22 protein-coding genes, 2 pseudogenes and 1 riboswitch are annotated in these 20,878 nt (G+C 71.4%); of the genes and pseudogenes, 8 read left to right on the forward strand and 16 right to left on the reverse strand.

All coding sequences use genetic code 11. The features are described from left to right. Positions 1-135 precede the first annotated feature (135 nt). The 5 genes from ACFWB8_RS32970 to ACFWB8_RS32990 form a co-directional block, all read right to left on the reverse strand. Complete coding sequence (locus tag ACFWB8_RS32970; protein WP_385235576.1) at positions 136-402, reverse strand: DUF4235 domain-containing protein; 267 nt, start codon at positions 400-402, stop codon at positions 136-138. After that, on the reverse strand, positions 399-773 hold the full coding sequence (locus ACFWB8_RS32975) for a DUF3618 domain-containing protein (RefSeq protein WP_385235579.1): 375 nt from the start codon (positions 771-773) through the stop codon (positions 399-401). Before ACFWB8_RS32975 ends, ACFWB8_RS32970 begins: the two co-directional genes overlap by 4 nt. Continuing rightward, positions 770-1,183 (reverse strand): phage holin family protein, encoded by a 414-nt coding sequence (locus ACFWB8_RS32980; protein ID WP_385235582.1) that lies wholly within the window; start codon positions 1,181-1,183, stop codon positions 770-772. Before ACFWB8_RS32980 ends, ACFWB8_RS32975 begins: the two co-directional genes overlap by 4 nt. A gap of 141 nt (positions 1,184-1,324) precedes the next feature. Next, the gene (locus ACFWB8_RS32985) at positions 1,325-2,398 is read right to left on the reverse strand and encodes a YihY/virulence factor BrkB family protein (protein ID WP_385235585.1); all 1,074 of its coding nucleotides are present in this window, start codon (positions 2,396-2,398) and stop codon (positions 1,325-1,327) included. A gap of 69 nt (positions 2,399-2,467) precedes the next feature. Next, positions 2,468-3,463, reverse strand: a complete 996-nt coding sequence (locus ACFWB8_RS32990) for a magnesium and cobalt transport protein CorA (RefSeq protein ID WP_385235588.1) — start codon at positions 3,461-3,463, stop codon at positions 2,468-2,470. Positions 3,464-3,473: 10 nt separating this feature from the next. On the opposite strand from ACFWB8_RS32990, the gene ACFWB8_RS32995 reads away from it, so the two are divergent. Then, the gene (locus ACFWB8_RS32995) at positions 3,474-3,626 is read left to right on the forward strand and encodes a hypothetical protein (RefSeq protein ID WP_385235591.1); all 153 of its coding nucleotides are present in this window, start codon (positions 3,474-3,476) and stop codon (positions 3,624-3,626) included. Between the two features lie 137 nt (positions 3,627-3,763). On the opposite strand, the gene ACFWB8_RS33000 is transcribed toward ACFWB8_RS32995, so the two are convergent. Continuing rightward, entirely contained in the window at positions 3,764-3,931 is a 168-nt protein-coding gene (locus ACFWB8_RS33000; protein WP_385235594.1) for a hypothetical protein, read from the reverse strand. A 165-nt stretch (positions 3,932-4,096) separates the two neighbouring features. On the opposite strand from ACFWB8_RS33000, the pseudogene ACFWB8_RS33005 reads away from it, so the two are divergent. After that, a pseudogene (locus tag ACFWB8_RS33005) lies at positions 4,097-4,336 on the forward strand (helix-turn-helix domain-containing protein); the annotation flags it as partial. A gap of 164 nt (positions 4,337-4,500) precedes the next feature. Beyond that, positions 4,501-6,669, forward strand: a complete 2,169-nt coding sequence (locus ACFWB8_RS33010; protein ID WP_385235639.1) for a hypothetical protein — start codon at positions 4,501-4,503, stop codon at positions 6,667-6,669. Between the two features lie 26 nt (positions 6,670-6,695). Here the strand turns inward: ACFWB8_RS33010 and ACFWB8_RS33015 are convergent, their stop codons facing one another. After that, positions 6,696-7,445, reverse strand: coding sequence for a dienelactone hydrolase family protein (locus ACFWB8_RS33015; RefSeq protein ID WP_385235597.1), 750 nt, complete (start codon positions 7,443-7,445; stop codon positions 6,696-6,698). An 81-nt stretch (positions 7,446-7,526) separates the two neighbouring features. After that, a complete protein-coding gene (locus tag ACFWB8_RS33020; RefSeq protein ID WP_385235600.1) occupies positions 7,527-8,300 on the reverse strand; it encodes a type 1 glutamine amidotransferase domain-containing protein in 774 nt (257 codons plus the stop codon). Between the two features lie 265 nt (positions 8,301-8,565). On the opposite strand from ACFWB8_RS33020, the gene ACFWB8_RS33025 reads away from it, so the two are divergent. Together ACFWB8_RS33025 and ACFWB8_RS33030 are read left to right on the forward strand one after the other, a co-directional pair. Next, positions 8,566-9,585 carry an AraC family transcriptional regulator ligand-binding domain-containing protein gene (locus tag ACFWB8_RS33025; RefSeq protein ID WP_385235603.1) on the forward strand — a complete coding sequence of 340 codons (1,020 nt, stop codon included), beginning with the start codon at positions 8,566-8,568 and terminating at the stop codon, positions 9,583-9,585. Between the two features lie 53 nt (positions 9,586-9,638). Next, positions 9,639-9,701: riboswitch (guanidine-III (ykkC-III) riboswitch) on the forward strand. Between the two features lie 75 nt (positions 9,702-9,776). Further along, positions 9,777-10,229: an Ohr family peroxiredoxin gene (locus ACFWB8_RS33030; protein ID WP_385235606.1), complete on the forward strand. Its 453-nt coding sequence runs from the start codon at positions 9,777-9,779 to the stop codon at positions 10,227-10,229. 215 nt (positions 10,230-10,444) lie between these two features. Here the strand turns inward: ACFWB8_RS33030 and ACFWB8_RS33035 are convergent, their stop codons facing one another. Together ACFWB8_RS33035 and ACFWB8_RS33040 are read right to left on the reverse strand one after the other, a co-directional pair. After that, complete coding sequence (locus ACFWB8_RS33035; protein WP_385235609.1) at positions 10,445-11,710, reverse strand: dynamin family protein; 1,266 nt, start codon at positions 11,708-11,710, stop codon at positions 10,445-10,447. Between the two features lie 128 nt (positions 11,711-11,838). Beyond that, positions 11,839-12,030, reverse strand: a pseudogene (locus ACFWB8_RS33040) (VOC family protein); the annotation flags it as partial. 158 nt (positions 12,031-12,188) lie between these two features. Here ACFWB8_RS33040 and ACFWB8_RS33045 point away from each other — a divergent pair. After that, positions 12,189-12,788, forward strand: coding sequence for a hypothetical protein (locus tag ACFWB8_RS33045; protein ID WP_385235612.1), 600 nt, complete (start codon positions 12,189-12,191; stop codon positions 12,786-12,788). Between the two features lie 113 nt (positions 12,789-12,901). Here ACFWB8_RS33045 and ACFWB8_RS33050 read toward each other — a convergent pair whose 3' ends face one another. The 3 genes from ACFWB8_RS33050 to ACFWB8_RS33060 form a co-directional block, all read right to left on the reverse strand. Next, positions 12,902-14,107: a PP2C family protein-serine/threonine phosphatase gene (locus ACFWB8_RS33050; protein WP_385235615.1), complete on the reverse strand. Its 1,206-nt coding sequence runs from the start codon at positions 14,105-14,107 to the stop codon at positions 12,902-12,904. 129 nt (positions 14,108-14,236) lie between these two features. Continuing rightward, entirely contained in the window at positions 14,237-14,572 is a 336-nt protein-coding gene (locus tag ACFWB8_RS33055; RefSeq protein ID WP_385235618.1) for a MerR family transcriptional regulator, read from the reverse strand. Positions 14,573-15,223: 651 nt separating this feature from the next. Then, positions 15,224-16,159 carry a LysR family transcriptional regulator gene (locus tag ACFWB8_RS33060; protein ID WP_385235621.1) on the reverse strand — a complete coding sequence of 312 codons (936 nt, stop codon included), beginning with the start codon at positions 16,157-16,159 and terminating at the stop codon, positions 15,224-15,226. Positions 16,160-16,292: 133 nt separating this feature from the next. Here ACFWB8_RS33060 and ACFWB8_RS33065 point away from each other — a divergent pair, with 133 nt between their 5' ends. Then, positions 16,293-17,576 (forward strand): MFS transporter, encoded by a 1,284-nt coding sequence (locus tag ACFWB8_RS33065; protein ID WP_385235624.1) that lies wholly within the window; start codon positions 16,293-16,295, stop codon positions 17,574-17,576. A gap of 91 nt (positions 17,577-17,667) precedes the next feature. Here the strand turns inward: ACFWB8_RS33065 and ACFWB8_RS33070 are convergent, their stop codons facing one another. Together ACFWB8_RS33070 and ACFWB8_RS33075 are read right to left on the reverse strand one after the other, a co-directional pair. Then, complete coding sequence (locus ACFWB8_RS33070; RefSeq protein ID WP_385235627.1) at positions 17,668-18,876, reverse strand: FAD-dependent oxidoreductase; 1,209 nt, start codon at positions 18,874-18,876, stop codon at positions 17,668-17,670. Continuing rightward, positions 18,873-19,175, reverse strand: coding sequence for a hypothetical protein (locus tag ACFWB8_RS33075; protein ID WP_385235630.1), 303 nt, complete (start codon positions 19,173-19,175; stop codon positions 18,873-18,875). The genes ACFWB8_RS33070 and ACFWB8_RS33075 overlap by 4 nt, the downstream gene beginning before the upstream one ends. A gap of 100 nt (positions 19,176-19,275) precedes the next feature. On the opposite strand from ACFWB8_RS33075, the gene ACFWB8_RS33080 reads away from it, so the two are divergent. After that, positions 19,276-19,890 (forward strand): PadR family transcriptional regulator, encoded by a 615-nt coding sequence (locus ACFWB8_RS33080; RefSeq protein WP_385235633.1) that lies wholly within the window; start codon positions 19,276-19,278, stop codon positions 19,888-19,890. A gap of 223 nt (positions 19,891-20,113) precedes the next feature. Here ACFWB8_RS33080 and ACFWB8_RS33085 read toward each other — a convergent pair whose 3' ends face one another. Then, entirely contained in the window at positions 20,114-20,572 is a 459-nt protein-coding gene (locus tag ACFWB8_RS33085; RefSeq protein WP_385235636.1) for a TIGR03618 family F420-dependent PPOX class oxidoreductase, read from the reverse strand. Positions 20,573-20,878: the final 306 nt, after the last annotated feature.

Below are 20,878 nucleotides of genomic sequence, written 5' to 3' on the forward strand. Positions count from 1 at the left end.
ATCCGGGAGCGATGACCGCAGCGGCGGCGCGTCTCATCGCTCCCGGATCGCGCCGGGCGGACTCACGGACGGCTCACGGACGGACTCGTACATACACGGACGGCCCCACAGGCGGGGCCCTGCCATCGCGGCGGGTCAGCCCGGCCAGGTGCCCGTCATACGGCGGGTGGCCAGGGCGCCCGAGCGCTCGACCGATGCCTTGACCACGGCGAAGATCGCGCCCTGGACGGCTGCGGCGATCAGGATCTGCCCCCAAGGGCGGCCTTCGTCCATGGCGTCAGGGGCGTCGCCCTCACCTTCGACGATCTTCCAGACCTGCTTGAACGCGGCCCCCGCGATCATGCCGCTGACGGCGCCGAGGGCCAGACCGACCGGTTTGTAGGCGACCTTGGACGCCCTCATCGGCGTCCGCGGCCGCGCCGCACCAGCAGGAAGACGACCAGAGCAGCGCCGACGACGAGCAGCGGCTTGCGGTTGGCCCGTGCCATGCGCGCGACCTGGCCGGCCTTGTCGAGAACCGGCTCGGGTGTCGTGTCCTTCACCAGCTGCGCGGCATGCTGGGTCCTCCCGCGGATCTGGTCGGCGACCTGAGCGGTCTTCTCGGCGGCCCGTTCTCTGACTGCGGCCGCCTTCTCCTTCGCCTGTGCCCTGACGTCGGCCTTGCCCGCCAGCGCCTCGACGGTCTGCCCGAGTTCGTCGCGGGTGCGCTCGACCTGCTCGCGCAGCTCGTCGGGGGTGGGAGTGCCGACATCGGTTCGGGGTTCGTTGGTCATCGGTGCACTTTCTCCTTGATTTCGGCCAGGTCGGCCTTGACGCTGTCGATGGTCTGCTCCGGGACGGGGGCGCCGGCCTCGGCGATCTGCTTCTTCCCGGCCATGGCAGTCACCGCGGCAACCACCGCCAGCACCGCCGTGACGATCAGGGCCGATGCCCACACCGGGATGATCAACGCGAGAGCTGCGATGCAGGTTGCGATCAAGGCTTGAGCCGCCAGGATTCCGAGCAGGCCCGCCGCGCCGAAAAGGCCACCGCCCTTCCCGAAGCGTTTGCCCTTCTGGGTCATTTCTGCGCGGGCCAGCTGCATCTCCTCGCGGACCAGCTCCGAAATCTGCTGGGAAGCGCGCGAGACCAGCACGCTCACGGATTCATCGGAGCCGTGGGTCTGCCGCTCTATCGTGCTCATGCGGAATCTCCCTTCGGGGGTGCGCACGCCGTGTGTCACGGCGCGCCTACCCAGTAATCGACCGAGCACCCGGGCCACGAGCAGAACGGCCGCCGGGACGCTCGAGCCGTCCGTCTTGCCGGCCGAGCGGTCCGTACGCGATCACTGCTCCATGCGGCGGCGGTCCTGGTCGCTCCACGCGCGGGTTTCGCGGGGCCGGACATAGGGCTCCTCGTCCTCGGGCAGCCCTCCCGCGATCGCCCGCTGGCGGGCCAGCTCCGCATCGAACTCCAGTCCGAGGAGGATCGCGAGGTTGGTGATCCACAGCCAGACCAGGAAGACGATCACGCCGGCGACCGTGCCGTACGTCTTGTTGTAGGAAGCGAAGTTCGCCACGTAGAACGCGAAGCCGGCCGAGGCGATCATCCAGATGGCGAGGGCCAGGAAGCTGCCCGGTGTCACCCACCTGAATCCACGGCCCTTGGCGTTCGGCGCGGCCCAGTACAGGAGCGCGATCATGACCGTGACGAGGAGCACCAGGACCGGCCATTTCGCGACCGACCACACCGTCAGGGCGCTGTCGCCGACCCCGAGGGCGGTGCCCGCCTGCCGCGCCAGTCCTCCGGTGAAGACGACGATCAGCGCGCTGGCGCACGCGAGGAGCATCAGCGTGACGGTGAGCGCCAGGCGCAGCGGCAGCACTTTCCACACCGGGCGGCCTTCGGGCATGTCGTAGACGGCGTTCGCGGAGCGGATGAACGCGGCCACGTAGCCGGAGGCGGACCACAGCGCCACGACGAGACCGACGATCGCCATCAGCGACCCGACGCCGCTGTGGCCCTGCAGCTGCTCGACCGCGTCCCTGATCACGTCCTGGGCGGAGCCGGGAGTCAGCTGCTTCAGGTTGTCCAACAGCCGATCGGTCGTCGACTCGCCAGCCAGCCCCAGCAGGGACACCAGGACCAGGAGGGCGGGGAAGAGCGCAAGTACCGCGTAGTAGGTCAGGGCCGCGGCACGGTCGGCCAGCTCGTCGTTCTGGAACTCCTTGACCGTCCCGCGCAGTACCGCCCTCCAGGAACGTGCGGGCAGGTCGGTGGGGTGATCCGGGGCCCGCTCCTCGACCAGCTCGCTCGGGCCCGCGACGGCGTCGCGCTCGGTGTCGGCGCGCTCACGGTCGTTGCCCTGGCCTGGGTTCGGTGGGTTCGGTGGGTTCGGTGAACTCGATGGGGGTCTCATACCAGGCGGCTTTCCACCTCAGCGCCGCTCATGCCCGTCCGGCGCGCGGAAACAAGTCCCTCCTGTCTTCTAGAGCCAGCCGTTGCGGCGGAAGGAGCGGTAGAGGAAGCCCGACGCCATCGCCATGAGGCCGACGGCGAACGGGTAGCCGTAGCTCCAGCCGAGCTCCGGCATGTGCTCGAAGTTCATTCCGTAGACGCCGGCGACCATGGTGGGGATCGCGAAGACGGCAGCCCAGGCGGAGATGCGCCGCATGTCGTCGTTCTGCCAGGTGCCCACCCGGGCTTGCTGGGCATCGAGGACCGAGTTGAGCAGTTCGTCGAGTGTCCGCACCTCGGTGTCGGTGCGGTGCAGGTGATCGGCCACGTCCCGGAAGTAGGGCAGGACCTTTGCGGGGCGGTCCTCCTCGCTCAGTCCGCTCAGAAGGCCGGGCAGGACCGGGACCAGCGGTTGTACGGCGTCCCGGAACTCCCGGACCTCTCGTTTCAGGGAGTAGATGTCCTCGGTGTGGTCGACGCGGGAGGAGGAGAAGACTCGGTCCTCCAGCCGGTTGAGCGCGGCGCGCACCGTCTCGGCGGCCTCGCTGTAGGCGTCGACGACGACGTCCAGAACCGCGTGGAGAACCGAAAGGGGGCCCAAGCGCAGCATGGACGGGTCGGCTTCCAGCCGGCGGGCCGCCTCGGCTGCCGGATCCACCTCACCGTGACGGACGGTGAGTACGTAGCGGGGCCCGACGAAGAGCATCAACTCGCCTGTCTCCACTGCCGCTTCCTCCTCGATGTACCAGAGGGTCTTCAACGCGACGGCCAGTACGTCGCCGAAGCGCTCTCGCTTCGGCCGCTGACGTGCCTGAACGGCGTCCTCGACTGCCAGCGGGTGCAGGCCAAGCTCCGCGGCCAACTGCACCAGCTCCTCCTCGGCCGGGTCGACCAGTCGCACCCAGCCGAATTCGCCGTCGCTCAGCCCGCGCAACCGCTTCAGCACCTGCCGGCAGGCCTCGTCGTCAAGGCGGCACGCCACCGTCTCCGACCGGCCCGACCACTCCTCGTACACCACGCATTCCATACGGCCCCGCATGCTTCAAAACACCGATTTCATGCGCGCTTGCGGGCCGCTCGCGGGCGATGTCCTGCGTACCGCGGTCGCGCCCGGCTTCGCAGAGAGCGGACAGCCGGCAGCCATCGCCGCCAACCTGCGCCAGGCTCCGGTCCGGTCGTGGGCGACCTGACCGGGGACCAGGTCGCGACTTCCTTGGTGGCCGCGGTGGCAGGGGCCCCAGCCTCCGCCGGGGGGAGGGACGGGGCCCGGGCGGCCGAGATCGGCGGGTGACCGGGCCGGCGGAACGGGAGGCTGCGCGCTGCACGCTCATGCGTCGCGCTCCTGCGCCTCCTCCCGGGCCCCGCGCTCCGGCGGCGGCGTGTCCGTGGCTTCCCCCGCATTCCTGCGCGCCGTGATCACGGTCGTCAGTTCGACGAGCGCCGAGACGAGGGCGAGCAGACCCCCGGCGGCCTGGGCCAGATCCGACCAGTGCATGCGCAATCTCCTGACGCTGGGCGAGCGGCGAAATACGCTCGGTGTACCCCCTGATACCTAGGGGCCAGGAAGGCCGTCCGGCAACGGAAATGGACGCGGCTGAACGAAACGGCCCCGCCCGTACGTGCCTGACCGGCGAAGACGGCACACGAGGGAGACGTGTGGATGACCCGTTCACCGGATGTCCACGGGATCGATCCGTCCGGGGTGACCACCCCACGGCTGCTGGCCGAGCGCCTGGAGGAACTGCGTCTGCGCGCGGGTTTGTCCTACGCCCAGATGGCGCAGGAGGCCGGCCGGCTTCCGAAAGGGAGGCAGTACGGGACGCTGTCGAAGGGCTCGGCGCACGCCTACGCCACGGGCGAGACGGTTCCGCCTCCGGAGCGCCTCCTGAGCTATCTGGCGGTGTGCGGGGTCCTCCTCCCTGCCGGCATCCGCCCGTGGATGGCCGCCCGCGACCGGGCGCTCCCCGGCCGTCGGTCCGCTCCCCCGGCCGTCGGTCCGCTCCCCCGGGCGCCGTCCGGGTCCGCGAAGCCCTGCCCCGCCGGCTCGGGGTACGCGCCCCGATCGTGTTCGAGGGGGCTCCCGACGAGCCCGCCGGCTACGTTCCGCGAGATATGGACGACGGCCTGCGCGAGGCCCTGGCGAACGCCGCGAAGGACGGCGGCTTCCTGCTCCTCAACGGCCAGTCGTGCGTGGGGAAGACGCGCACGCTCTATGAGGCCGTGTTGGAGGTGCTGCCCGAGTGGTGGCTGGTCCACCCCGCGAGCACCGACGCGATCCGTGAGCTGGCGGCGGCGCCGACCCCCCGGACGGTGCTGTGGCTGGACGAGCTGCAGGTCCACCTCGGTACCGCGGACGCCCTGACGGAGGGCACCGTACGGACCCTGCTCCACCGCGGCGCGGTGATCGTGGGAACCATGTGGACGACCGAGTACCAGGCCCGCGTCCTCGCTCCGCGCCGCGAGGGGGACAGCCGGGGGGACGAGGACCGCAGGCTGCTCGAACGGGCCGTCGTCTTCGACGTCGCCGGAGCGTTCACCCCCTCCGAGAACGCCCGGGCCCGGGAGCGGGCGCACGAGGACCGGTGGGTGCGTGCCGCGCTCGACAGTCCGGACACGGGATTCACGCAAGTCCTCGCGGCGGCTCCCGACCTCGTACGCCGGTGGGAGTGCGCGCCGGACCCCTACGCCGAACACGTCATCACCGCCGCGGTCGACGCCCGCCGCCTGGGCGTGCACGGTCCGGTCTCGGAGGAGTTCCTGCAGGCCGCCGTGCGCGGGTACCTGAAGGACCGGCGGGGCGTCGCCCCGCGCGACTGGCTGCGCAGCGCCATCGACTACGCCACGGCTCCCCTGCGCGGCGTCGCCCCGGCCCTGCTGCCCTGCGCCGACGGGGACATGGAGGTCACCACCGGGTACGTCGCCGCCGACTACCTCCTCCAGCGGGCGCGTGAGACCCGCCGTACGGTCTGCCCCGACGACGCGGTGTGGCGGGCCCTGAGCGAGCACTGCCACGCCCCGGACGACCTCGAACGCCTCGCCCGCGCCGCCGGCCTGCGGATGCGGTACGCGCAGGCCACCGCCTTCCACAGGCGGCTGGCCGGCCACGACGACCACGGCGCCACCGAGGCCTTGGCCGAGGCGCTCCTGCGGGAGGACCGGATCGAGGAGGCCATCGAGGTGTTGCGGCCGGCGGTGCAGGCCGACTGGCACCTCGGCAAGGCCCGTGCCACGGCCCGGTGGGCCGGGCTCCTCGCCGACCGGGGCCGGGCGCAGGAGGCGATCGACGTACTCGGGGCACAGGGCCAGAAGTCGGAACTGATCAAGCTGCTGGTACGCGTGGGACGCCCGGACGAGGCCGTCGAAGTAGCGCAGCGGTGGGCGGCCGACGGAAGCCGTTACGCCGACGGTCACCTGGCCGATCTCCTGGCGGAGCTCGGTGACGAGGAAGCGCTACGGGCCCGGGCGGCGGCCGGCCAGGTGAACTCGACCGGACGACTGGCCGAGCTGCTGGCCCGGCGCGGCCGGCGCCAGGAGGCGATCGCGCTCTACATGCCGTACGTCCACACCGAGCGGGGGGCCGCCGACCGGGTGGTCGAACTGTTGGTGGAAGAGGGCCGGGTCGAGGAGGCCCTCGCCGTGCTGCGCCCCTTCGTCGAGGCCGGCTACGGCAAGGCCTGCCAGATGCTGGCCGAGATCCTCCTCGCACACGGCCGCGAGGAGGAGGCCGTCGACCACCTGCGCACGGCCGCCGCCCGGGACACCAACCTCCACGAACAGTGGGCGGAGCACTGCCCGCTGGACGAACTGCCGGCCCTGGCGGCGACCGGCATGTGGCCCGCGGTCGCCCGCTGGACGCGGCTCCTCGCCCGGCAGGGACAGCTGGAGCGAGCCCTGGAGATCGTCAAGCCGATGGCTGACGACGAGAACGCGCCGGCCGCAATGCACCTGACGGAGCTGCTCGCCGACCACGGGCGGCTGCACGAGGCCCTCGACCTGCTGAGAAACCTGATCGCCTCCGGCGGGGCCCCCTCCACGTGGTGGGCCCCCGAGCAGCTGGCCCGCCTCCTCTTCTCGCACCGCCTCGTCGGCGAACTGCGTACGGAGGTCGATGCGGGCACCGAAGGCGCGGCCCAGTTGCTGCGCCGACTCACCTACGGGGAGACGGGGGCGGTGGCCGAGGAGCGGCGGGAGCGCTACCGCGGCTGGATCCTCCCCGAGTACGGCGTGTGCTGACCGGCCCCCGTACGGTGTGCGCAGCCTCAGCAGTCGCCCAGGGTGCGGTCGAGGAGGGGCAGCATGCGGTCCCAGTGGCGCTGCAGCGCGGAGGCGTTGAAGGCGTCGGTGTCGGACATGGTGAAACCGTGGACGGTGCCGGGGTAGATCTCGGAGGTGTAGCCGACGCCTGCGGTGTCCAAGGCCTGGTTGAGTTCGCTGAAGGCTTCGGGCGACAGGTCGTTTTCGGCCAGGCCGAGGTGGACTTGCGCGCTCAGCTTGGGGACCAGGCGGTGCGGGCTGTCGGGCGCGTCGGTGACCAGGGGGCCGGGGTGGAATCCGGCGACGGCGGCCACCTGGTCGGGGTGGGCTGCTGCGGTGCGCATCGCCAAGACGGCGCCCATGCAGTAGCCGATCACGGCGACCGGTCCGGTGCTGACCTCGGGCTGGGCGGTGAGGAACCTGAGGTAGGCGTCGGCGTCGCGCAGGGCACGTTCGGTGGTGTGCGCCTCGATCAGGGGCATCAGTTGGGCGAAGACCGCGGGCCGGATCTCTTTTGTCAGGTACGCGGGAAGTTCGATCACCGGCGCCGGGCCGTGCCGGTAGTAGAGGTTGGGGACGAGCACGTAGTAACCGTGCTCGGCCAGTTCGCGGGCCATCTGCTCCAGCACGGGCCGCACGCCGATGGCGTCCATGTACAGCAGCACCCCCGGGTGCCGCTCGCCACGGTCGGGTAAGGCGACGAAGGCATCGGCCTGGCCGTCGGTGGTGGGTATCCGCAGCGTCTTGGCGGGCATGGCGAATCTTCCTTCCCAGGACTGACGCAAGTACGCAGCCCCTACCGGGGGTTGGGGGCAACCCGAGAGCAACGTAGCCGATCAACCCGACCGGGGCACCGCTCCCCCCTCATGGGCGCGGACCAGGTCCAGGTACTCCGCCGCCAGGCGGTGGCAGTCGCCGGGCCACCGCGCGGAGACGTAGTTGCCGTCCTTCACGGCGAAGCCGCGTCCGGGCCGGGCTGCCGTGTCGCGGACGGGCAGCGGCGGGCCGGCGAGGAAGTGGCTCGGATCGGCGAGCGCCGCGGTGACCTCCTGCTGCACGGTGGTGCGGTACGTGCGGTAGTAGCGCCCCAGCCAGAACCGGGTGAGGTTCCATCCGGTCAACTCCAGCAGGGTCGTCAACGCCGTCGTCCGCCGGCCGTGGAGCACCGATCGCCCGGTGGCGGGATCCTTCGCCCGGGCGGCGAGCAGCACGCCGTGGCAGACGGCCCCCACCGGCAGCCCCTGGGTGAAGGCCCGGGCGAACAGCCCCTGGGCGGTGGCGTCCTCGAGCAGCGTCCGCATGCCCGCGGCGTGGCCGCCCGGCACGAAGAGGCCCGTGATGTCCGCCGGGTCGACATCCGCGTACGAGGAGGGGGCGAGGAACCAGGGGTCCTCGGTGAGGCGCCGGTAGGTGGCGAGCTCGTCGCGGCGGGTCATCAGCCAGGGCGACAGCCAGGAGAAGCCGAGGTCCGTGAGCCGGGGGTCGGCGAGCGCGACCTTCCCGCCGGGGGTCGCGAACCGCACCTCGAAGCCGGCGGCCCGCAATGCGGCCCAGGGCAGCGCCGCCTCGGTGGGGTCGTAGTCGCCTGCGGGGAGCAGGAAGAGAATCACGGCGTACTCCTCTGAGCGGTGGTGATCAGGGCAGGCAGCACTCTTCCCCGGCGCTCCGTGAGCCCCTATGGGCCCCTATGGGCCTCTGATCCCCTCGGTGTCCGAAGGCCGACCTTAGGGGCGGCCCGCGGCGCCGTCATTCACTCCGGCGGCCAATCCGTTGACTCTCCGAACCCGCCCGCCCCCGGCAGCCGGCCCGCCGAAGGCCAACAGCCGACAGCCGACGGTGTTGACGGGGGTGGCGTGCCCGCATTGACTGGCGGCCGTGTCCACCATCGAGCCGCCCTCCGTCACCGCGTGCTACGCCCTCGCCGTCCTGAGCGCCACGGCCGGGAACACCAGCGGGTCCGGTTCCTGGGCCTTGCCCACGGACCGACTGGAGTTCGGCGAGATGCGCACCCTGTGGGACGCGGTGCTCGGTGCCCGGGATGCCGGCCCGCACACCGGGCTCCTCGTGGGCGACCGCATCCGGCCCGACGCCCTGCACATCCTGGGCCACCTCGTCCTCACCTGCGCCAGCCTCGCGGACGCCGCACAGGCAGCCGAGCGCTACCACCCACTGGTGAGCCAGGCGGGCACGGTGACCCTGGACCGCCGCAGCAGCGTCAGCCGGGTCTGCTACCGGCCGACCGTCGCCCCGGCGGCCATGCACCCCCAGCAAGTGGAGGCGGTCGTCAGCAGCATGGTGCGGGCGGCCCGCTGGGTCGCCGGCGACGACTGGGCACCCCTGGCCGTGTCGTTCGCCCACCCTCGTACGGGCTCGGCAGAGCCCTACGCCCGCGTCCTCGGCTGCCCCGTCACCTTCGACGCCCCGCAGAACGCGATCACGGTCGCCAACGAGGACCTCGACAGGCGCCGCCCGCTCTACGACCCGGCGCTCAACGCCCTGCACCGGGCCTACGCCGAGCGGCTCCTGCACCAGCTTTCCGCGGCCACGACCGTCGCCCAGCGCGTACGGCAGTGGTTGGAGCACGCCGCGCTCGAGGACGCCGGCCCCGAGGGCCCCGCCAAGGAGCTCAACCTCAGCGTCCGGACCCTGCGCAGAGCCCTGAACGCCGAGGGCACGTCGTGGCGCGCGCTCCTCGACACCGCCCGCCACAGCCGGGCCGGGCGGCTGCTGGAGACCACGGCCCTGCCGCTGGACCGGATCGCCCCCCTCGTCGGCCTGAGCGGCGCGACGGCCCTGGTCCGTGCCTTCACCCGGTGGGAGGGCATGCCTCCGGGGGCGTACCGCAGCCGGCGCCGGCCCGCGCGTCCGGATCGCGACGAGGTCGGCAGCGGGTGAGGAACGTCACCGCGGGCCCGGCCCCGGCCGGTCGCCCGCGTTGCTAGTTTGTCCGGCGGCCAGGTTTCAGGCCCCGGACGAGATGCGCCGTACCCGGTTACGCACGACGACGCGCGCGGTGCTGCACGAGCAGCGCCGTCCGCTGTCCGCACCGGGGCAGCGTCCTCGTCGAGCAAGATGGGCCGAACGCCATGACCGTGCCACTCACCCGCAGCCTGTACCGGACGACCGCGCATGCCGCCGGGGGCCGTACCGGATCCGTCCGCACGGACGACGGGCGCCTGGACGTCCGCCTCGCCCCGCCGCGCAAGAAGGTGCCCGGAACCACCAACCCCGAGCAGCTGTTCGCGGCCGGTTTCGCCGCCTGCTTCACCTCAGCGCTCGCGGAGGTCGCCGCCGAGTTCGGGGCGGACGCCTCCGCCGCGCGCGTCGCCTGCGAAGTGCAGCTCGGCACCACGGACACGCCCGCGGGCTACGGCCTCGCGGTGGCCCTCACCGTCAGCCTGCCGGGGTGGCGGGCTGCGGACCTCCAGCCCCTGCTGCACCGGGCGGACGAGGTCTGTCCGTACTCGCAGGCCGTACGCGGCAACGTACCGCTGACGCTCCTGGCCGTGGACGACCCCGCCGCCGATGACCGCGCCTGAGCCGGAGCCGGAGCCGGCGGGCCGCTTCCCGGACGGCCCCGGCGTCCCGGTGCCCGAGCACGGCGCCTGGCTGCGGCGCGGCATCAGCCGCAACGGCGGGCCCCTTCTCGAGGAACGTGAAGCGGTGTGGCTGCAGGCCGGCCCGTACTACGCCGACAGCCGGGGCTTCGCCGGTACGACGTCTTTCGACGGCTCCCGGGTGCACTTCCACCACCTCACGGGCGAGCCCGGCGAAGACACCGGCACCTTCCGGTGGGAGGGTACGGATCTGGTCGAGCGGGGCACCAACCCGGACGGCAGCACCTTCCTCGAGCCCGCTCCGCCGCCACCGTCCGGATCTCGTCCTGCATCCGCGTCCGGGCGGGCGCGATCACCTCGCGTTCGAGCCGGGCCCACTCCTGCAGGTACGCGCGGCTGAACTCGGCGCGGCGTCCGAACGCGCCCTTCGCGGTCTCCAGTACGTCGGCCAGAACCTTGGCGTGACCGGCACACCGCAGGAGCAGCAGCCGCACGCGGGAGCGTTCGATCCGCTCGCCGAAGGGGCCGACGAGGTCGTCCAGGGCCTGGCGCAGGGCTGCGTAACCGCAGCGTTCCAGCTCGCTCTGGAACGTGCTGTCGGCGGCCAGTGCCGGTTGCCGCTGGCGACGCGCGACCAGTCGTCGTGCTTCGTGGGAGTCGTACAGCACGATGTCCGTCAGATGTGCCCCGAGGTTCTCGCGCAGTACGTCGACCACGCCGCCCGGTCCGGTGAGGCGCGGATCGCGGTGCGGGTCGTAATCCGGATCGTCGTCGCGGTCTTCCATGGACCTGGTGACGACTCCCAGGACCGCTTCCCTCCGGTTCGCGAGCGCGCGGGCGAAGACGCCGGCCTCCCCGGCGTTCCCCGCGCTCTCCGGATAGAAGGTCCACAGGACCAGATCCGACTCGTCCTCCCGCAGGTACCGCAGCGTCACGTCTTCGAACGCTTGCAGACGATCGGCGAGGCCGGGCGTGCTGATGAGCCGGAGCCTGCGCAGCAACGGCTCGCGCAGGTACAGCCGCACTTCACGGCAGGCCACCTGCTGCTCGCTCAGCGGCTTCTGCTGGCGCAGGAACTCGACGCCGTGCCCGACCGATTCGAACCGGGTGACGGTGCCGTCGGGCCATACGCGCTCGGCGTACTCCTCCGGAGCACCGTCGTCGAGCGGGTTGAGGACCGCGACCACACCGTCGGTCGGCTTGCTGTCGGTGATCAGCAACTTCCGTCCGAGCAGGGAATTGATCAGCGACGACTTCCCGGAGGAGACCTGTCCGATCACCATGACGGACAGCGTTGCCGACACGCGGTCGACGACCCGGTTGGTCCAGTCCCGGTCGAGGACCTCTGACCGGGGATCCAGTTCGATCTCCGCCTCCGCCACGAGGCACCGGGCCTCGTCCGCCATCACCCCCAGGCTCGCGATGTCCTTGTCCCGTCGAAGATCTGACCAATGGAACGTCACCCGCTGCCCCCTCGTCCGCGCCCCCCACTGCGAGTCCACCATGAATGTGGCCACCGTCACTCCCGGCCAAACGGCGGCGTCCGGTGAGGCCGGGCCCGAACACGCGCAGGCCGCCCGTAGACAAGGAGACCAAGTGCGGCAGGGCTGGCGCCGAGAGCGAGCAGCCGCTCCAGCTCGGCGTCCTGGTCGCGGTCGGTGGGGCTGACGTCGATGTGCAGTCGGAGCTTCCCGGGCCGCGGGTCGCTGCACCACGCACAGGCACTCCTCTGCCTGGCCAGACGCCGGGCCGATGCTCCACGGACACCTCTCCGGCAGAGCACCCCTCAGGTCAGGGTCGAGGACGTGCCTGGCCGCGACGAGGCAACTCGGTGCCAGGCGGCGCGGGCCATCCGGGCGGGAGGCCCGGCCCGTGCGGCATGGCGTCCAGCATTGCGGTGCCCCGCGGCGGATGCTGATGCCTCCCCCGCAGGAGAGGCCCGTGAGTGATCCCAGCCCCCGCGTGATCCCGAGGCCGGCATCCGCCTCGGCGGGCAGTGACATTCCCGCTCCTGGTGTCATCGGCATCGGACTCGCCGCAGTGCTGACGTTCGCGCTCGCCCAGGGCTCGTGGCAGTGGTTCGCCACGTTCATCGGGGTGACGCTCCTCGCGGTGATGCTCGCCTTCCAGCGCCGGGCGCAGTGGACGCCGGGCATCCGCTCGGCCTACATGCGCGGCCTGGTCGCGTACGCACTGGTCATCGGCCTCTGCGTGGCAGTCGCGCTCGCCCCCCTGCTGCAGCGCCGGGCCTGGCTGTTCCCGATGCCGGGCACGCGCAGCGACTGCGAACTGCTGGGCAGGTACCAGGCCCTCCAGGCAGAGGCCGCACTCGGTGACCTGGCCGGCCGTGACGGCACGGCCCTGGCGTTCACACAGGACGTCCAGGCCCAGAAGGCCGTCGCCGAGTGCCTCGCGGCCACCACGACCCTGTGGCTGCCCCTGTACGGGGTAGGGGCGGCAGTGCTGGTGGGGACGGGTGCCTGGCTCCGCGACCGGGCCCGGGCCCGGCGGCTGGGCGAGCGCGAGGTCCAGTCCTCCTGACGGATCGTCCCCTGTCCGCGAGTCGGTTCGTTCGAGGGGTGTGATGGCTACTCGGGGCTCCGAATTCTGTTGAGCAATCTCGTCCAGGCGAGCCAGGGCCCCGATCAGCCCGGTCAGGCGCCTGCTGAGGAGTTCGTACGGCGGCTTCCCAGACGGGGACCGCGCCAGTCCAGGCACAGGACCGTGGCGTCGTCTTTCGGCGGGTGGCCGTTGTAGGCGCAGGTGACCGCGGCGACCAGCGTGCGCACGACCTCGCGCGGGTGCTCGGCTGCGGTCTTGCGGAGGAGGCCGTGCAGGTCGACTGTTTCCGCTTCGCGTTCTTGCATGCCGTCGGTGTAGAGGACGAGGCGGTCACCGGGGCGCAGATCGAGTTCCTGCACCTGGTACGGGCCCTGCACCGCGACGCCGAAGGGCATGTCCACCGCCAGGGTCAGCTCGTCGACCGTGCCGTCGCGCAGCCGCAGCGGCCAGGGGTGGCCGGCGTTGACGAGCTGGGCTCTGCTCCCGTCCAGGGCGATGCGCAGCAGCTGGCCGGTGGCGAAGGTCCGGTGGCCGTGGTCGAGGAGGGCCTGGTGGGTCTGGCGGGCTTGTTCGGCAAGGTCTGTTCCGGCTCGGCGGGCGCCGCGCGAGGCGTTGACCAGGAGAGTGGCCATGAGCGAGGCGTCGACGTCGTGGCCCATGGCGTCGGTGACGGACAGGTGCAGGGTGTCGTTGTCGAGGCTGTAGTCGTAGGTGTCACCGGCGATGTCGGAGGCCGGGACCAGGGCGCCGGCGAGGGCGAACTCGGCGGCATCGCAGGACGCGGCCGAGGGCAGGAGCTGGCGCTGGATTTCCGCGGCCAGGCTGACCGACGTGGTGCGGTTTCCCCAGTGGTAGAGGTCGGTGAAGCGGCGGTCGGTGACGATGATGTACGCCAGCGCCCGCGCGGCTTCCTCGACCTGCTCCAGCACATCGGGCGTGACCCGGGTGAGGAACAGCTCCAGTACACCGATGGTGTCGCCGCGGTTCGTGACCGGGGCGAGCACCCGCCGCCCCTGGGCTCCCTCCGCCGCCAGCACCAGCTCCTGGCTGCGCAGGACCTCGTCGTAGACGCTGCTGCCGACGAGGGGAACCTGTTCGGCACGGTGCTCCTGTGCCGTGGCCGCCGTCTCGTTGACCCGCAACAGGCGGCGACCGACGACGTCGACGAACAGGAACGACACGTATCGCGCACCGAACCGGTCGCGCAGATTGCGGGCCACGACATCAAGCGAGTGCACCGGCGCGGCGTCCTCCGCCGCTGCCAGCACCTCAGTCAGTCCGAGCCGATCACGCGCCACGTCAACCTCCGTGAGTTACGGCTTCCCTTCCCGCGAACTGACGAAATCACAAGTGCGACACGTGCTGCAGCCCGTACGCGCCGCGGCACGGAACCCGATCAGATCCCGGTCTCGGCCGTCTCGGCCGTCTCAGGCCGCGGCCGTCGGGTCCGCCGCGGCGGCGCGGCGGTGTTCGGCGTTGATGCGCTGGGCTTCTTCGAGCTGGTCTTCGAGGATGACGATGCGGCAGGCGGCCTCGATGGGGGTGCCCTGGTCGACGAGTTCGCGGGCGCGGGCGGCGATGCGCAGTTGGTAGCGGGAGTAGCGGCGGTGTCCGCCTGCGGAGCGGAGCGGGGTGATGAGGCGGGCTTCGCCGATGGCGCGGAGGAAGCCCTGGGTGGTGCCGAGCATCTCGGCGGCCCGGCCCATGGTGTACGCGGGGTAGTCGTCGTCATCAAGACGGTCGAACGAGTCGTCTGCGGTCATTTGCACCTCTCTCATGGAACGCGTGGAGGGGCCCTGGCGCCATATGGCACCAGGGCCCCGAAGGAACTTCTACACCATCTGCCGGCCCTGGTACTGCGCCGACCTCCTGTGTCCGCCGACCCGGCCTGCGTGCTGCCGGGGATGCGGGGATCGCGGTTGCTTGACCGGAGACCACCTCGCTATCGATGTCCTGCGGTACCCGGGGCTCAAAACTCCGCCCGGGCGATCCTGATGGCGCGGGTTCCTCCGTTCTTCCCTCGGTGATCAACTGCCTACCCAACTGCTCAGTGGCCTGCGGCAGCGCCACTCTCCGGCAGCCAGCCCCGTCGCCCATCGTGCGTCTGCTCTGGCTTGGAACCCCACTGCCGAACTTCCCGGTGCGCGCGTCCGCAGCGCGACGCCTTCACCGAGGTCCTGCTTGCTGCTCACTGACTTCACTGCTGGGTCCTGCGAACTACAACTTCTGGTGCTGCTGCCCGGCAGTTCGTCTCTGCCGGGCCCTGCTGTCCTTCTGGGCTACGACAGAAACCATAACCACGCCGCCACCCAATGTCTACTCCGGCCGGCATACATTTTCGGCTGTTCGACGGGGAGGTAATCGACCTCGAACGGCGCTGGGGGCGCGGGAAGCCATGGGGCGTCGGCGGGTGTTCAGCGCGGAACCACCCAGCCCGGCGCCCAGGTCCCGGCGGCGTCGTGGCCGGCCGCTCTGGCGGCGAGGTGGGCGCGGAGGGTGGCCAGGGCCGGGTGGGGGTTGTCGCGGTGCCAGAGGAGCGAGTGCGGGTAGACGGGCGTCGGGCCGGTCACCGGGATGCGGCGCAGGCCGTGGTCGGCGGGCCAGACGAGGCGGGTCTGCTCACCCATGAAGGTGGCCAGGGCCGGAGTGTCGGCGATGGTGTCGAGGAGCGCGTCGGAGCCGAAGTTCGGGCCGGTCGCCTCGATCGTGAGACCGAACTCGGCGCCGAGGTCCTCGTAGTAGGCGGCCCACTCGGTACCGGGGACGATGCCGGGCATCCAGATCCGGTGCCCGGCGAGCTGGGCGACGGTGACCGACCGGGCGCCCGCCAGCCTGTGGGCGGGGCCGGTGAGGAGCTGGAGCGGCTCGTCGAGCACCCGGACGGACTCGATGTCCTCGGGAAGGGGCCGGCCGGGGACGGCGACGGCGCGGAAGGACGCGTCGATCGCACCGGACCGGATGGCGGCGACGGCCGTCTCGATGTCGAGCAGCATCACCACGTCGAGCTCGATGTCGGGGTGTGCGCGGTGGAAACCGCGCATCAGGCCCGACGGCGCGACGCGCGAGGCGATCACGTCGACGCGCAGCGGACGGCGGCCGGGGCGCACGGACAGGGCCGCGCGCTCGGCGACGCGCAGCAGCTCGCGCGCGTGGGGCAGGAACGCCTGCCCGTCGATGGTGAGCTCGGCGCCGCGCGCCGTGCGGGTGAACAGCCGCACGCCGAGGTCGCGCTCCAGCGCGGCGATGCGCTTGGAGACAGCCTGCTGGGTGACCGCCAGCTCAACGGCGGCCTCCTGGAACTGCCCCGCGTCGGCGGCGGCGACGAAGGTCCGGACGGTGTCGTAGTCCATGCCGATACCCTATGACTACAACCACTGGTTGTGGCTGGCGGCCCTTCGGTTGTTTGATCTCCGGGTATCGCGTCCGCTTTGATGCTGCCGATCACGAATCGGTTGTGCGGGTGAGTAGCGAGGGGTGTCGGGCATGAGGAGCGGGCACCGACTGGAACAGCTGCTCAGACTTCTACTCGGACATCGGCTGGGGCGGCGGTTCGGGTGGCTCTGGGGAGCGTACGGGACCAGCGCGCTCGGCACGTGGCTCGCCTACGGCGCGTTCCCGCTGATCGCCATCCAGGTGCTGCACGCCGGACCGGCCGAGGTCGCCGCGCTCGCCTCCGTGGGGGCTGCGGTGGGCGCGGCCGTGGCGGTGCCGCTCGGCCCGTGGGTGGAGTTCCACCGCAAGCGACCGGTGCTGATCGCGATGGACCTGGTGCGGTTCGCGGCGCTGCTGACCATCCCCACCGCGTTCGCGCTCGGCGTCCTCACCTTTCTGCAGCTCCTGCTGGTCTCGGTCGTCGTCGCGGCGGGCGACATCACCTTCCGCGCCGCCTCCGGCGCGTATCTGAAGACGCTGCTGCCGGCCGAGGACCTGCTCGTCGCCAACGCCCGATTCGAGTCCACCGCCTGGACGACCACGATCATCGGACCGCCGCTGGGCGGCGCGGCGATCGCGCTGCTCGGTCCGGTGGCGACGGTGGTGGCCGACGCGGTCAGCTACCTGCTCTCGGCCCTGGGCATCCGCGCGATGGGCGGGCGCGAGCCGCGGCCGGAGCGCCGGGAGGCCGCGACGCGCATGCGGGCCGGGGACCTGCTCGACGGCTGGCGCTACATCCTCGCCGACGCGACGCTGCGTCCGCTGCTCTTCAACACCGCCTTGTTCAACGGCCTGGTGATGGCCGCCCAGCCGCTGCTGGCCGTCCTGATGCTCGGCCGACTCGGGTTCGCACCGTGGCAGTACGGCCTCGCCTTCGCCGCGCCCTCGATCGGCGGGCTGCTCGGTTCGCGGCTGGCCCGGCCTCTCGTCACCCGGTTCGGGCAGCGCCAGGTCCTGGTCGTGGCCGGAGCGCTGCGCGCGCTCTGGCCCATCGGCCTGGCCTTCCTCGGGCCGGGCACCGGAGGGCTGCTACTGGTGATGGGCGTCGAGCTCGGGCTCATCTTCTGCTGCGGGGTCTTCAACCCCGTCTGCGCCACCTACCGCCTCGAGCGCACCGCGACCGACCGGGTCGCCCGCACGCTGTCCGCCTGGGCGGTGACGACCAAGGCCTCGACCGCACTCCTGACCGCCGCCTGGGGCGTGCTGGGCAGCCTGCTCGGCCCGCGTACGGCCATCGGCCTCGCCGGCGTGCTCCTGCTGGCGACCCCGCTGCTGCTCCCCCGCCGCGCGGCAGCGCCTCACTCCGAGCCGGAGCCGGCACCGAGCCGCACCTGAACGGCCGCCACGGCGTTCGGGCTGCGCCGGCCGCCCCTCCCACCAGCCCTGCCGCACCGTGCGGGCAGACAGCGCGTGCCCCGAACCCCGGTCACGTGAGCGGGGCCGCCTTCGCGTCCCAGTCGATGTGGTGGTCGAACTGCCAGGCCGTCTTCTCCGGGTTGATCAGCTTCATGGTCGCCGGCATGACCAGGTCGCGCAGAACACGGCCGACCGGGCCCGCGGTCTTGTTGCTGTTCGTGCGGGCGCCGAGCTCGATGATGCGTTCGACGCGGGGGCGGCGCAGTTGCTCGTACGCCGCGAAAGCCTGGTCGTAGGGCAGGTCCCTCAGGCAGCGCGCCAGTTCGACGGCGCTTTCGGCGGCGATGGAGGCGCCCTGCCCGGAGCTCGACGAGGCGGCGTGGGCCGCGTCGCCGATCAGGGTCATGCGGCCGCGGGTCCAGTTCGCGACCCTCGGCATGTTCTCCATCGGGCCGGTGATGAGGAGCTGGCCGACGTCGGTACGGCTGATCATTTCGAGGGCCGGGGTGCGATCGTCGGCGAAGGCGGTCAGCAGGATGCGCATCCACTCCTCCGCGCCGATCGCCTGGGCCTCGGCGACCGTCATCGGGTCGCGGTGGGGCAGGTTCACGAACCACACCGCCGAGGAGTCGTCGAAGACCTGGTATCCGAAGAACGCGCGCTTGCCGAAGCACATGTACATGACGCCGTTGGTGGAGGGCATCCCTGATGGGTGCATCCGCGCTCCGAAGCAGACGAGACCGGCGTAGTTCGGCTCTGGCGCAGCCGGGTCGATCAGGGGGCGGACCGTGGAGCGGATGCCGTCGGCGCCGATGAGGACATCGGCGTTCACCTGCGTACCGTCCGCGAAGTGCGCGGTGATGCCGGAGCCGGTGTCCGTCGTGCCGGTCAGCCGCTTGCCGTGGTGGATGGGGACGGAGCGGCGCTCCGCCTCGTCGTAGAGCGCACGGTAGAGATCGGCGCGCCAGACGAACTGCAGGGACGGGAGGCGGGAGGGCGGGGCGAACTGCGCGAGGTGCTTACCCGTCCAGCTCCGCAGCCCCATGGCGGTGACCGGTGTGCCGATGGCACGGACGATGTCGCCCGCACCGATCGCGTCGAGGGCGTTCTGGCCGTTCGGAGCGATGGTCATGCCGCCGCCGGCCCCGTCGGCCGTGGAGTCGTACGCCTCGTGGACGGTGGCTTCGATACCTGCCTGACGGAGGGCCATCGCGGCGACCGGGCCTGCGATGCCGCCGCCGATGACGAGCGCGGTACGGGCTTTTCCGGTGCGGGTCATGACTGGTGCCCCCTCGCGAGGTCGTCGATCGTCGGTACGCCGCCGGTCTTGTGGGCGCGGCGCACGTCCTGGACGTACGCACGGGAGAGCATCGCCGACAGGATCGCGATGCCACCGCGGTGGATGCGGATTTCGCTGTTCGTCGCGGAGCCGGACAGATCGTCGGGGAGGCCGGGGGAACGGAGGTCGAGGACGGCGGCACCGTGGCGGACCTTGAGCTCGAAGCGGCCGGCCTCGGTCCAGTTCCCCAGGTGCTTGACGAGTCCGTGGTCGGAGTGGATGCGCTCGGTGAGGGACATCTCGGTGGTTCCTCTCTGGGCGGCGTTGCGCTGACGATTTGATAGTTGCACTGCAACTAGTCTCACGTCAACTAGTCATCCTGAGGCTAAAGTCGCTTCCATGACTCCCTCTGCTCCCCGCAGCTCCCCCCTCGCCCTGACCGTCCTGGCCCTGCTGCACTACCAGCCGCTGCACCCCTACGGCATCCAGCGCCTGGTCAAGGAGTGGGGCAAGGAGCAGGTCGTCAACGTCAGGCAGCGTGCGAGCCTCTACCGCACGATCGAGCGACTCCACGGCGACGGGCTGATCGCGGTGCGCGAGACAGGACGCGATCAGCAGTACCCCGAGCGGACGGTGTACGAGGTCACGGACGCGGGGCGCGAGACGGCCCGCGTATGGATGGAGGAGATGCTCTCCGCACCCAAGCAGGAGTTCCCGGAGTTCCCGGCCGCCCTCTCGAACCTGCTGCTGCTCACGCCCGAAGAGATGGCAGACGTACTGGAGCGGCGGGCCGAGGCCCTGGCGAAGGAGGTCGGCGGACTGGAAGCGGCCATGGCCGCAGAGGCGGATCAGGGACTGCCGCGCATCACCCGCCTGGAGACCGAATACCTGCGGGCCGTGACGGCCGCGGAGCTGGAGTGGGTACGCGCGGTGGTCGAAGACCTGCGGGCCGGCGCGCTCTCGTGGACCAAGGAGCAGTTGGACGCCCTCGCGTCGGGGCCGGTGCAACAGTGAGCCCGCCCCGGGTACGTCCGGGGACGGCCTGAAGCTTTGCGCACTCGCGGGGCCGAACCCCAGCGGTCCGCCTCACCTCTGTGTCCTTCGAGCCGGGCAAGCGACATCGCCTGCAACGAAAGGACACAGGAACGCGAACTTACAGCGCGGCTGGAGCCGGGGCCGCCACGAAGCCACCGTCCTCGTCGCGGCCTTCCACGAACGGCTGTGACCGTGACCGATCTCAGCCCTCGATGTCGAGTGCAGTCCCGTACAGCCGAGATACCTTCAGTCGGATGACCACCCGGCGCTCGGCGACCAACTGCTCGAAGAACGCATCTTCATCCTGCGGCTTCGCGCTCCCCGGCACCATCGCGAGCAGCTCTCGCCCGACCGCGTCCCCCGGCGTCGTCGTGATCTCGGAGACGTCTGCCTCGCCCTCTGCCACGGCGAACGACCATACGTTGCCACCCGGAACATGCACGGCCGCGCGTGGGTCACGCCGGAGTTGCTTGACCTTGATCCGGTCGGCGGTGGTGGAGAACCGTACGATGCGCGCTCCGGCGTCCCAGCTGTAGAGCATGGTGGTGAGATGAGGATGGCCACTGCCCTTGTTGGTGGCGAGGGTGCCGAACTGCTGAGCACTCAGCAGTTCGGAGAGGGCCTCGTCGGACAGGGCGCGGGGTGCGGGACCTTGAGTCATGACGTGCTCAACTCCCGCGTACGCCTGGGCATTCCACCCGCCGTCCGGGAGTCCGGCCACCAACCGTCGGCAGACGAGTGGTCCGGGCGATGCCGCGCAGCTTACCCACCGACGACGGGCAGGCGCAGTTCCATGGTTCCCCCCTTCGCGCAGCGGCATCACGGTGCCACCCCCGCCGAGCGTCGCCAGGCGAGGAAGCTTGGTGGGTCCGGCCGCCGCGCGAAGTCGGTGGACAGCTGCCGACCGGCGTGCAGCCGCTGCGGCGGGTCCCTGCCCTGCACGGGGCGGGCCCGCCCCGTGCAGGGC

Origin of the sequence: Streptomyces sp. NPDC060031 (assembly GCF_042736805.1) — a bacterium.
Taxonomy (GTDB): Bacteria; Actinomycetota; Actinomycetes; order Streptomycetales; family Streptomycetaceae; genus Streptomyces.

Coding starts and splice junctions, on each gene's coding strand:
- ACFWB8_RS33060 (WP_385235621.1), bottom strand. CDS start 16,159: ATGGACTACGACACCGTCCGGACCTTCGTCGCCGCCGCCGACGCGGGG.
- ACFWB8_RS33030 (WP_385235606.1), top strand. CDS start 9,777: ATGACCGTGCCACTCACCCGCAGCCTGTACCGGACGACCGCGCATGCC.
- ACFWB8_RS33000 (WP_385235594.1), bottom strand. CDS start 3,931: ATGCACTGGTCGGATCTGGCCCAGGCCGCCGGGGGTCTGCTCGCCCTC.
- ACFWB8_RS33075 (WP_385235630.1), bottom strand. CDS start 19,175: ATGTCCCTCACCGAGCGCATCCACTCCGACCACGGACTCGTCAAGCAC.
- ACFWB8_RS33070 (WP_385235627.1), bottom strand. CDS start 18,876: ATGACCCGCACCGGAAAAGCCCGTACCGCGCTCGTCATCGGCGGCGGC.
- ACFWB8_RS33085 (WP_385235636.1), bottom strand. CDS start 20,572: ATGACTCAAGGTCCCGCACCCCGCGCCCTGTCCGACGAGGCCCTCTCC.
- ACFWB8_RS32985 (WP_385235585.1), bottom strand. CDS start 2,398: ATGAGACCCCCATCGAGTTCACCGAACCCACCGAACCCACCGAACCCA.
- ACFWB8_RS33015 (WP_385235597.1), bottom strand. CDS start 7,445: ATGCCCGCCAAGACGCTGCGGATACCCACCACCGACGGCCAGGCCGAT.
- ACFWB8_RS32990 (WP_385235588.1), bottom strand. CDS start 3,463: ATGGAATGCGTGGTGTACGAGGAGTGGTCGGGCCGGTCGGAGACGGTG.
- ACFWB8_RS32975 (WP_385235579.1), bottom strand. CDS start 773: ATGACCAACGAACCCCGAACCGATGTCGGCACTCCCACCCCCGACGAG.
- ACFWB8_RS33055 (WP_385235618.1), bottom strand. CDS start 14,572: ATGACCGCAGACGACTCGTTCGACCGTCTTGATGACGACGACTACCCC.
- ACFWB8_RS33080 (WP_385235633.1), top strand. CDS start 19,276: ATGACTCCCTCTGCTCCCCGCAGCTCCCCCCTCGCCCTGACCGTCCTG.
- ACFWB8_RS33065 (WP_385235624.1), top strand. CDS start 16,293: ATGAGGAGCGGGCACCGACTGGAACAGCTGCTCAGACTTCTACTCGGA.
- ACFWB8_RS32970 (WP_385235576.1), bottom strand. CDS start 402: ATGAGGGCGTCCAAGGTCGCCTACAAACCGGTCGGTCTGGCCCTCGGC.
- ACFWB8_RS32980 (WP_385235582.1), bottom strand. CDS start 1,183: ATGAGCACGATAGAGCGGCAGACCCACGGCTCCGATGAATCCGTGAGC.
- ACFWB8_RS32995 (WP_385235591.1), top strand. CDS start 3,474: ATGCTTCAAAACACCGATTTCATGCGCGCTTGCGGGCCGCTCGCGGGC.